The organism is Pantoea phyllosphaerae (assembly GCF_051025595.1).
Lineage (GTDB): Bacteria > Pseudomonadota > Gammaproteobacteria > Enterobacterales > Enterobacteriaceae > Pantoea.
On record NZ_JBPFDE010000009.1, the window covers coordinates 197,393 to 207,289 of the forward strand.

The window sequence follows — 9,897 nt, forward strand, 5'->3', positions numbered from 1 at the left end:
GTGCGCGACGTCACGAGGCGGCTGGATTAGAATATCCAGCCCGCATGGCGTACAAAGTCGCTTTGCAGCGCGGTGGCTTTGTCCCACTCTCCAGCCAGCGTCAGCTGATGACACAGTTGAGTGAGTGAAAGGCGCGCCAGTTGATAAGCCTGGATGCGGAACAGCCTGTCGCGCTCGCTGTTGCCCATTTCCTGCACCAGCCGATGATGCAGTTTGCCCATGGCGTGCAGATAACTGTGATCGTCCCCGTTGATTTGGCAGATTTCAGCCATATCCAGACAGGTGTCGTTGAACTGGCGCAGCTGATGAATAGTCGCGTCGGCCCGGTTCAGTTTTGCCTGCGCCAGGTAGAAGTCAACGGTGATATCGCGTACGGAAAACCTGTAATCGTCGATTTTGCGTTGTAGCCAGGCAGAGACTGAGAGCGTCATGGGCGCCACCTCAAATATTGAATGATAATAATTATCATATTCAACTGGATGCGGATTGCAATTGCGCCGTGCGAAAATTTTCACGATTTACTTAGCCTGTTAATAAAATCGGCAAGAACAATTTCTGCACATGCGATAAAGGCGTAACCTATCAATAAGAAATTATTAATAACTGGCCGAAAAAAATTTTACGTATTTTTAACAGGTTAGGTCATAGATTTTGGCGCGCTCGCGCTCGCCGCAAAGGGCTGTGAAGCAGCTATGCTTAAGAAAGCAGCGATTAAAAAGAGCACAAGATGATTATCCCTGCAAAACAAGAGGTTGAAGTGATCGCCCAGATCCTTACCATAGGGGGATAGCCTGAAAAGGTCCGGACTTACGAGGTAACAACATGGCATCTGTAAATGCAGCAACGTTCTCTCCTGATGATTTCGTCTGGAAAGGGGTCACGCTGACTGATTCCGCGGCAAAGCAAATTCTTAGCCTGGTAGCGCAAGATCCTGAAGTAAAAGGTCTGCATCTGGGCGTGAAGCAATCCGGCTGTGCCGGTTTTGGTTACGTTATGGATCTGGTGAAAACGCCTGCCGACGACGACCTGCAGTTTACCCATAACGGCGCAACGCTTTACGTGCCGCTTCAGGCGATGCCGTTTATCGACGGTACGGAAGTGGATTATGTCCGCGAAGGCCTGAACCAGATTTTTAAATTCAATAACCCTAAAGCTCAACACGCCTGCGGGTGCGGTGAAAGCTTTGGCGTCGAGTAAGTGAAATATGTCACGACACAGCGAAACATCTGACGATGTACAAATGTGGGAAGGCAAGCTCAATTACAAAGAGGGCTTCTTTACCCAGTTGCAAACCGACGAAATGGCGCACGGCATCAACGAAGATGTGGTGCGCGCGATCTCGGCTAAACGTAACGAGCCAGAGTGGATGCTGGAGTTTCGTCTTAAAGCCTTTCGCGCCTGGCTTGAAATGGAAGAGCCGCACTGGCTGAAAGCGCATTACGACAAACTGGATTATCAGGATTACAGCTACTATTCGGCGCCGTCATGCGGCAACTGCGACGACAGCTGCGCCTCTGAGCCGGGCGCGCTGCAGTCGTCAGGCATCGAAGAGACCAACACCTACCTGACGCAGGAAGTTGAGAAGGCGTTCGATCAGCTGGGCGTGCCGGTGCGCGAAGGACGCGAAGTGGCGGTCGATGCCATTTTCGACTCCGTTTCAGTCGCCACCACCTATCGCGGCAAGCTGGCGGAGCAGGGCATTATTTTCTGCTCGTTTGGCGAAGCGATTCAGGAACACCCTGAGCTGGTGCAGAAGTATCTCGGCACCGTCGTGCCGGCGAACGACAACTTCTTTGCGGCGCTGAACTCCGCGGTCGCTTCCGACGGCACCTTCGTCTATATCCCGAAAGGGGTTCGCTGCCCGATGGAGCTGTCGACCTATTTCCGTATCAACGCGGCGAAAACCGGACAGTTCGAACGCACCATTCTGATTGCTGACGAAGAGAGCTACGTCAGCTACATCGAAGGCTGTTCCGCGCCGGTGCGCGACACTTATCAGCTGCATGCGGCGGTGGTGGAAGTCATTATTCATAAAAACGCGGAAGTGAAGTACTCCACCGTGCAGAACTGGTTCCCAGGCGGCGAAGGCGAAGGCGGCATTCTCAACTTCGTCACCAAGCGCGCGCTGTGCGAAGGCGAGAACAGCAAAATGTCCTGGACGCAGTCCGAGACCGGCTCCGCCATCACCTGGAAATACCCGAGCTGCATCCTGCGCGGCGATAACTCTATCGGCGAGTTCTACTCGGTAGCGCTGACCAGCGGCCGTCAGCAGGCAGATACCGGCACCAAGATGATCCACATTGGTAAAAACACCAAATCGACCATCATCTCCAAAGGTATCTCGGCCGGTAAGAGCCAGAACACCTATCGCGGCCTGGTGAAAATCATGCCGACCGCGACCAACGCGCGTAACTTTACCCAGTGCGACTCAATGCTGATCGGCCCCGATTGCGGCGCGCATACCTTCCCGTATGTCGAGACCCGCAACAACACCGCTCAGCTGGAGCATGAGGCGACCACCTCACGCATCGGCGAAGATCAGCTGTTTTACTGCCTCCAGCGCGGTATCAGCGAAGAAGATGCGATCTCCATGATCGTTAACGGCTTCTGTAAAGACGTTTTCTCTGAGCTGCCACTGGAATTTGCCGTGGAAGCGCAAAAACTGTTAGCCATCAGCCTTGAGCACAGTGTGGGCTGATGCCGTCACACGCGTTGCCGGAAGCAATGTGAAGGAATAAGTATGTTAAGCATTAAAGATTTACAGGTTAGCGTTGAAGACAAAGAGATTCTGCGCGGTCTTAACCTCGAAGTGAAACCGGGCGAAGTGCACGCCATTATGGGCCCGAACGGCTCAGGCAAAAGCACACTCTCTGCCACGCTGGCTGGCCGTGAAGATTACGAAATCACCGGCGGTTCCGTGAGCTTTAAAGGCAAAGATCTGCTGGAGCTTGACCCGGAAGACCGCGCGGGCGAAGGCATCTTTATGGCGTTTCAGTATCCGGTCGAGATCCCGGGCGTCAGCAACCAGTTCTTCCTGCAGACCGCGGTCAACGCGGTGCGTAAATATCGCGGCAAAGAAGAGCTGGATCGCTTTGACTTTCAGGACTTTATCGAAGACAAGATCCATCTGCTGAAGATGCCGGAAGATCTGCTGACCCGCTCGGTCAACGTCGGCTTCTCCGGCGGCGAAAAGAAACGCAACGATATTCTGCAGATGGCGGCGCTGGAGCCAGAGCTGTGCATCCTTGATGAAACCGATTCCGGTCTGGATATCGATGCGCTGAAGATCGTTGCGGAAGGCGTCAACAGCCTGCGTGACGAGAAGCGCGCCTTTATCATCGTGACCCACTATCAGCGTATCCTGGACTATATCAAGCCAGACTTCGTGCACGTGCTGTACAAAGGTAAGATCGTCAAATCGGGCGACTTTACGCTGGTGAAACAGCTGGAGGAGCAAGGCTATGGCTGGCTTACCGACGAAGAGTGATAACGCCCTGCAGCAGTGGCACCACCTGTTTGAATCGCGCGGCGAGTCACGCTCTCTGCAGGCTCAGCAGCACTGGCAGCAGCTGATGCGCGTCGGCCTGCCGACGCGTAAGCATGAAAACTGGAAATACACCGCGCTGGATGGGCTGCTGGCCCACCAGTTTGCGCTGCCACAGGCAAAAAGCCTGAGCCAGGCGCAGGTCGACGCGCTGGCGCTGCCGCTGGACGCGATCCGTCTGGTGTTTGTTGACGGTCAGTTTCAGCCGTCGCTGAGCGCGGCCGATACGGAAGGCTTTACCGTTCAGCACAGCCGCGCCGCCGAGCGTCGTCCGCTGCCGGCGCCGGTGCAGCCGGAAGTCTTTTTGCATCTCACCGAAAGCCTGGCGGAAGAGGTCACCTCGATTCGCCTGGCGCGCGGCAAGGCGGCGGCGCGTCCGCTCTACCTGCTGCATATCACCAGCGGCCAGGCCGATGCGCTTAACACCGTGCATCATCGCCACCATTGCGAGCTGGAAGAGAGCGCACAGGCGCAGGTTATCGAGCATTATGTCACGCTGGACGGCGCGCAGCACTTTACCGGCGCGCGCTTTACCTTTGCCGTCGGCGACAATGCCCAGCTGAAACATATCAAGCTGGCGTTTGAAGAGAGCAGCAGCTACCACTTTGCCCATAACGATATCGTTATCGGTCGCGATGCGCAGGTGAGCAGCACCAGCTTCCTGCTGGGTGCGGGCCTCTCTCGTCACAACACCAGCGTGCAGCTCAACGGCGAGAACACCCAGCTGTCGCTGAACAGCCTGGTGCTGCCGATGAATTCGGAAGTGGCGGATACCCGCAGCTATCTGGAGCATAACAAAGGCCACTGCCTGAGCCGTCAGCTGCATAAAACCATCTCGCGCGACAAAGGCCGCGCGGTGTTTAACGGCCACATCAAAGTGGCGCAGCACGCGCTGAAAACCGACGGGCAGATGACCAACAACAACCTGTTGCTGGGTCGTCTGGCGGAAGTGGACACCAAGCCGCAGCTGGAAATCTATGCGGACGACGTGAAGTGCAGCCACGGCGCGACCATCGGCCGCATTGATGATGAGCAGATGTTCTACCTGCGTTCGCGCGGCATTGCAGAAGAGGCGGCGCAGCAGATGATTATTCACGCTTTTGCGGCCGAACTGACCGAAGCGCTGGATGATGAGACGCTGCGTCAGGCGGTTCTGCAACGCATCGCGGCGCGTTTCCCTGGAGATGCCTCATGATGAACTTCGATCTCGAACGTATCAGGGCCGACTTCCCGATCCTGAAGCGTGAGGTCAACGGTCATCCGCTGGCCTACCTTGACAGCGCGGCCAGCGCCCAGCGTCCGCTGGCGGTGATTAACGCCGAAAGCCATTTTTATCAGTATGGCTATGCGGCGGTACATCGTGGGATTCACAGCCTGAGCGCGCAGGCGACCACCGATATGGAAAACGTCCGCCTGCAGGCGGCGCGTTTTCTTAACGCCTCCTCGCCGGAAGAGATTGTGTTTGTCAAAGGCACCACCGAGGGCATCAACCTGGTGGCAAACAGCTGGGGCGCAAGCCAGCTGCAGGCTGGCGATAACCTGATCATTACCGAGATGGAGCACCACGCCAATATCGTGCCGTGGCAGATGGTGGCGCAGCGCACCGGCGCAGAGATCCGCGTGCTGCCGCTGAACAGCAGCGGCGAGCTGGCCATCGACGCGCTGGCAGGGCTGATTGACAGCCGTACGCGCCTGCTGGCGGTGACGCATGTCTCCAACGTGCTCGGCACCGTTAACCCGGTTAAAGCACTGGTGGAGCAGGCGAAGGCCGCCGGCCTGGTGACGCTGGTAGACGGCGCGCAGGCCGTCATGCATGGCAAGGTCGACGTGCAGGATATCGACTGCGATTTCTACGTCTTCTCCAGCCACAAAATTTACGGCCCTAACGGCGTCGGCATTCTCTACGGGCGCAAAGCGCTGCTTGATGAGATGCCGCCCTGGGAAGGCGGCGGTTCGATGATCGATCAGGTGGTACTGCCTGTCGGCACTACCTGGAACAAGGCCCCCTGGCGTTTCGAAGCGGGCACGCCCAATACCGGCGGCATTATCGGCTTCGGCGCGGCGCTGCGTTATGTCGAAGAGATCGGTCTTGAGGCCATTCAGCAGCGTGAACAGACGCTGATGCGCTACGCGCTCGACAAGCTCGCCTCGGTGCCCGATCTGGTGATTTATGGCCCGCAGGCGCGCGCAGGCGTCATCGCGTTCAACCTGGGCAAGCATCACGCCTACGACGTCGGCAGCTTCCTGGATCAATACGGTATCGCCATCCGTACCGGCCACCACTGCGCCATGCCGCTGATGCGCCATTTCGCCGTGCCGGCGATGTGTCGCGCTTCGTTCGCCTTCTACAACAGCGAAGAAGAGGCCGATCGCCTGGCGGCGGGGTTAACCCGTATTCATCGTTTGCTGGGCGGTTGAGCCGAGTTCAGGAGTTATTCATGGCCACGTTGCCAGATAAAGAGAAACTGGTGCGCAACTTTAACCGTTGTGCCAACTGGGAAGAGAAGTACCTTTACATCATTGAGCTGGGCGCAAAACTTCCAGAATCATCTGAAAGCCTGCATCAGCCAGAAAATGTCATCTCCGGCTGCCAGAGCCAGGTCTGGATCAAGATGACGCCGCAGAGTGACGGCACCCTGGCGTTTGAAGGGGACAGCGACGCGGCTATCGTTAAGGGCTTGATTGCAGTGGTGTTTAGTCTGTACCAGAACCTGACGGCAGCCGATATCGTCGCGCTGGACGTGCGGCACTGGTTCGCCGAGCTGGCATTAACCCAGCATCTGACGCCGTCCCGGTCGCAGGGCCTGGAGGCGATGATTCGGGCAATTCGCCATAACGCTCAAAATCTCCTCTGAGTTAAACTAGCAGACGCCAACAGGCGTCTGTTTTTTTATCTGAAAGAGAAGATTGCATGAAATCAGCCTTACGTTTCGCCGGTGCGCTGCTGCTAAGCGTTGGACTTGCCGCGCCGGCTTTCTCCACGGAATACCCGCTTCCTGCCGCCGACAGCCGCCTTATCGGCGAAAATCAGCTAACCACCGTTCCCGACGACAAACGTCCTCTTGAAGCGATTGCGGCGAAGTACCAGATTGGTCTGCTGAGCATGCTGGAGGCGAATCCAGGCACCGATCCCTGGCTGCCGAAGGCGGGCACGCAATTGGTGGTGCCGCAGCAGATGCTGCTGCCGGATACGCCGCGCGAAGGGATTGTGGTGAACCTGGCCGAACTGCGCCTCTACTACTACCCCAAAGGCGAAGACAGCGTTATCGTCTATCCCATCGGTATCGGCCAGCTTGGCGCCGCGACGCCGGTGATGGTGACCAGCATCAGCCAGAAGATACCGAATCCAACCTGGACGCCAACCGTCAATATCCGCAAGCGCTACGCTAAAGATGGCATCACGCTGCCAGCGGTGGTGCCTGCTGGCCCGGAAAACCCGATGGGGCTCTTTGCGCTGCGTCTGGCGCGCGGCAGCGGCAACTATCTGATCCACGGCACTAACGCCGATTTCGGCATCGGTATGCGCGTCAGCTCCGGCTGCATACGTCTGCGTCCGCAGGATATCGAAGCGCTGTTCAACAGCGTGCCGAAAGGCACGCGCGTGCAGGTGATTAACCAGCCGGTGAAGTATGCCGTTGAGCCGGATGGCAAGCGCTATATCGAAGTGCATCAGCCGCTGTCACACAGCGATAAAGATGACCCACAAACCATGCCGATATCGCTCAGCCCAGCGATGAAGAAGTTTATCAAGAGTCCACAGAGCGACAGCGCGCTGATCAAAGCGGCGCTGGAGCGTCGTTCCGGCATGCCGGTGCTGGTGTCGAGCGGGGAGGCAGTGACAAAGCCATCTGAGGCGGCGTCAGAACAGACGCAGAGCGCGCAGGCGACGCCCTGAACCTGATAATCGCCGCCGTACCCAGGCGGCAAAACCAGGGCAAAAAAAATGGCGCCACATGGGCGCCATTTTTAATACCAGAACTCTTACTTACGGTAAGAGTGAGCCTGGTTGTCCAGACGCTGGTTAGCACGAGCTGCGTCATCTTTAGCAGCCTGCACGTCAGAACGGATTGCGTTCACGTCGTTGCTCAGCTGGTCAACTTTAGCGTTCAGAGTCTGAACGTCTGAAGACAGCTGGTCGATTTTAGCGTTGCTTGAGCAACCAGCCAGCAGAGTTGAACCCAGGATTACCGCGCCCAGTACCAGTTTAGTACGATTCATTATTTATACCCTCTAGATTGAGTTAATCTCCATGTAGCGTTACAAGTATTACACAAAGCTTTTTAAGTTGAGAATAAATTTTTGATGAGAAGATGCTTAAACTTGCTCGTTCGCTCAAAGAAGCAGCGCTCAACCGCATATGATAAAAATATTTAGCGAAAACAGAGAGATTTAATCGGATTAACCTTAATTTCGGAGGATATTGAATAGTTATTATCGATTGGAAATTTCCCGTTTTTGTATTAGTGACAGAATAAAAAAAGCGCCCCTGAAGGCGCTTTTAAATAAATGCTCAGACAAATTAAATGACGTGTACTGAGGCGGTATTTGTGGTACCGCTTGGTACTAATGCGCCCGATACCATCACCACCACGTCGCCTTTTTGCGCATAGCCGCTTTCCAGCGCCGCTTCTTTGCCGATGCGATAGAAATCGTCGGTAGAAGCGATCTCGGTGACCAGACGCGTTTCGATACCTTTGCTCAGAATCAGCTGGCGAGCGGTAGTCTCATTGGTGGTCAGTGCAAGGATAGTGGCGTCCGGGAAGTATTTGCGCACCGATTTGGCAGACTTGCCGCCTTCGGTAGCGACCACAATCAGCGGCGCTTCCAGTTTCTCGGCGGTTTCCACCGCGCCGCGGCAGACGGCTTCTGTGATGCGCAGCTTACGGGAGTCTTCCAGCGCGTCGATGCGCGACTTCATCACGCGGTCGGTACGCTCGCAGATGGTGGCCATAATGGTCACTGACTCCAGCGGATATTTGCCCTTAGCGCTCTCACCGGAAAGCATAACCGCATCGGTGCCGTCGAGGATGGCGTTGGCTACGTCGCCCGCTTCCGCGCGAGTAGGGCGCGGATTCTTGATCATTGAGTCGAGCATCTGGGTCGCGGTGATCACGACCTTGCGCGCCTTGTTGCACTTCTTGATCATCATCTTCTGCGCGAAAATCACTTCTTCCACCGGGATTTCTACACCCAGATCGCCGCGCGCCACCATGATGCCGTCAGAAGCATCGAGGATTTCGTCGAAGTTGTTCAGGCCTTCCTGGTTTTCAATTTTGGAGATGATCTGGATATGCTCGCCGCCGTGGGCTTTCAGATGTTCGCGGATCTCCAGCACGTCGGAGCGCTTGCGAATAAAGGAAGCCGCCACAAAGTCGACGCCTTGCTCGCAGCCGAAAATCAGATCACGCTTGTCCTTCTCCGCCAGCGCAGGCAGCTGAATAGAGACGCCTGGCAGGTTAACACCTTTGTTCTCGCCGAGGTCGCCATTATTCAGCACGGTGCATACCACGGTGTTTTCCGTGACTTCTTTGACTTCCATGCCGAGCAAACCATCGTCCACCAGCACGGTGTTGCCGATTTTCAGATCTTCGGTGAAGCCCGCGTAGGTGACGGCAACACGTTCGCTGTTACCGATCACGCTCTGGTCGGTGGTAAAGGTAAAGGTCTGTCCCGCTTTCAGGGAAACATCGTTACCGCCTTCCAGTTTCATGGTGCGGATTTCCGGACCTTTGGTATCGAGCAGAATGGCAGCCTGACGACCGGTTTTCTGCATTACCGCGCGCATGTTGGTGATGCGCTGGCCATGCTCGGCGTAGTCGCCGTGCGAGAAGTTGAGACGCATAACGTTCATGCCGGCTTCAAGCAGCTGGGTCAGCATCTCTTCTGATTCGGTTTTCGGGCCGATAGTACAAACGATCTTGGTCTTTTTCATGACAGGTTATCTGTAAGTTGTGATGGATGACGAAGGTTGGGATTCGATGACGACGCACCGAAATGAGAATTCTGGTTGATAACGAAACGGACAGTACAACGTAAGAATAGGTGACGCAGGCTGAGCGTGCAGGGAAGTTGTGCGGTTACGTCTGGAAACCGACAATAGCGTGTTGCGCAAAGAGTTTGAGTTATCGCCATAGGCACGCCGCGCTGAAACCTTTCAAGTGGAACAACGCGGGATAGTATAGACGCTAAGTATCCGAAAACCAATTAAAAAGCAGAGAAGGAAACGACGGAGATCAATAAAAAGCGATGTTGCGCAAGGAAGGAAAACAGCAAGAGTGGTGCGCTCTAATGGACTCGAACCATCGACCCCCACCATGTCAAGGTGGTGCTCTAACCAACTGAGCTAAGAGCGC

At 55.7% G+C, this 9,897-nt stretch carries 10 protein-coding genes and 1 tRNA gene; 7 read left to right on the forward strand and 4 right to left on the reverse strand.

Going from position 1 to position 9,897, the window contains the following annotated elements:
• Positions 1-26: 26 nt before the first annotated feature.
• Positions 27-431 carry a hypothetical protein gene (locus tag ACR6A7_RS14025; RefSeq protein WP_434125523.1) on the reverse strand — a complete coding sequence of 135 codons (405 nt, stop codon included), beginning with the start codon at positions 429-431 and terminating at the stop codon, positions 27-29.
• Positions 432-822: 391 nt separating this feature from the next.
• Between ACR6A7_RS14025 and sufA the strand changes: the two genes are divergently transcribed.
• Genes sufA through ACR6A7_RS14060 form a run of 7 tightly spaced genes read left to right on the forward strand, consistent with a single transcriptional unit; the run spans position 823 to position 7,439 of the window.
• On the forward strand, positions 823-1,197 hold the full coding sequence (gene sufA, locus ACR6A7_RS14030; protein WP_434125525.1) for a Fe-S cluster assembly scaffold SufA: 375 nt from the start codon (positions 823-825) through the stop codon (positions 1,195-1,197).
• Positions 1,198-1,204: 7 nt separating this feature from the next.
• Positions 1,205-2,698: a Fe-S cluster assembly protein SufB gene (gene sufB / locus ACR6A7_RS14035; protein ID WP_434125526.1), complete on the forward strand. Its 1,494-nt coding sequence runs from the start codon at positions 1,205-1,207 to the stop codon at positions 2,696-2,698.
• Positions 2,699-2,740: 42 nt separating this feature from the next.
• Positions 2,741-3,487, forward strand: a complete 747-nt coding sequence (gene sufC, locus ACR6A7_RS14040; protein ID WP_033789824.1) for a Fe-S cluster assembly ATPase SufC — start codon at positions 2,741-2,743, stop codon at positions 3,485-3,487.
• A complete protein-coding gene (gene sufD / locus ACR6A7_RS14045) occupies positions 3,462-4,739 on the forward strand; it encodes a Fe-S cluster assembly protein SufD (protein WP_434125528.1) in 1,278 nt (425 codons plus the stop codon). Before sufC ends, sufD begins: the two co-directional genes overlap by 26 nt.
• The gene (gene sufS, locus ACR6A7_RS14050) at positions 4,739-5,962 is read left to right on the forward strand and encodes a cysteine desulfurase SufS (protein ID WP_434125536.1); all 1,224 of its coding nucleotides are present in this window, start codon (positions 4,739-4,741) and stop codon (positions 5,960-5,962) included. The genes sufD and sufS overlap by 1 nt, the downstream gene beginning before the upstream one ends.
• 20 nt (positions 5,963-5,982) lie before the next feature.
• Positions 5,983-6,399: a cysteine desulfuration protein SufE gene (gene sufE / locus ACR6A7_RS14055; RefSeq protein ID WP_033789826.1), complete on the forward strand. Its 417-nt coding sequence runs from the start codon at positions 5,983-5,985 to the stop codon at positions 6,397-6,399.
• A gap of 56 nt (positions 6,400-6,455) precedes the next feature.
• On the forward strand, positions 6,456-7,439 hold the full coding sequence (locus ACR6A7_RS14060; RefSeq protein WP_434125529.1) for a L,D-transpeptidase family protein: 984 nt from the start codon (positions 6,456-6,458) through the stop codon (positions 7,437-7,439).
• 86 nt (positions 7,440-7,525) lie between these two features.
• Here the strand turns inward: ACR6A7_RS14060 and ACR6A7_RS14065 are convergent, their stop codons facing one another.
• From ACR6A7_RS14065 to ACR6A7_RS14075, 3 genes are all read right to left on the reverse strand, one after another.
• On the reverse strand, positions 7,526-7,762 hold the full coding sequence (locus ACR6A7_RS14065) for a major outer membrane lipoprotein (protein ID WP_007374746.1): 237 nt from the start codon (positions 7,760-7,762) through the stop codon (positions 7,526-7,528).
• Positions 7,763-8,063: 301 nt separating this feature from the next.
• On the reverse strand, positions 8,064-9,476 hold the full coding sequence (pykF, locus tag ACR6A7_RS14070; protein ID WP_434125531.1) for a pyruvate kinase PykF: 1,413 nt from the start codon (positions 9,474-9,476) through the stop codon (positions 8,064-8,066).
• A gap of 344 nt (positions 9,477-9,820) precedes the next feature.
• Positions 9,821-9,897 (reverse strand) — tRNA-Val (locus ACR6A7_RS14075).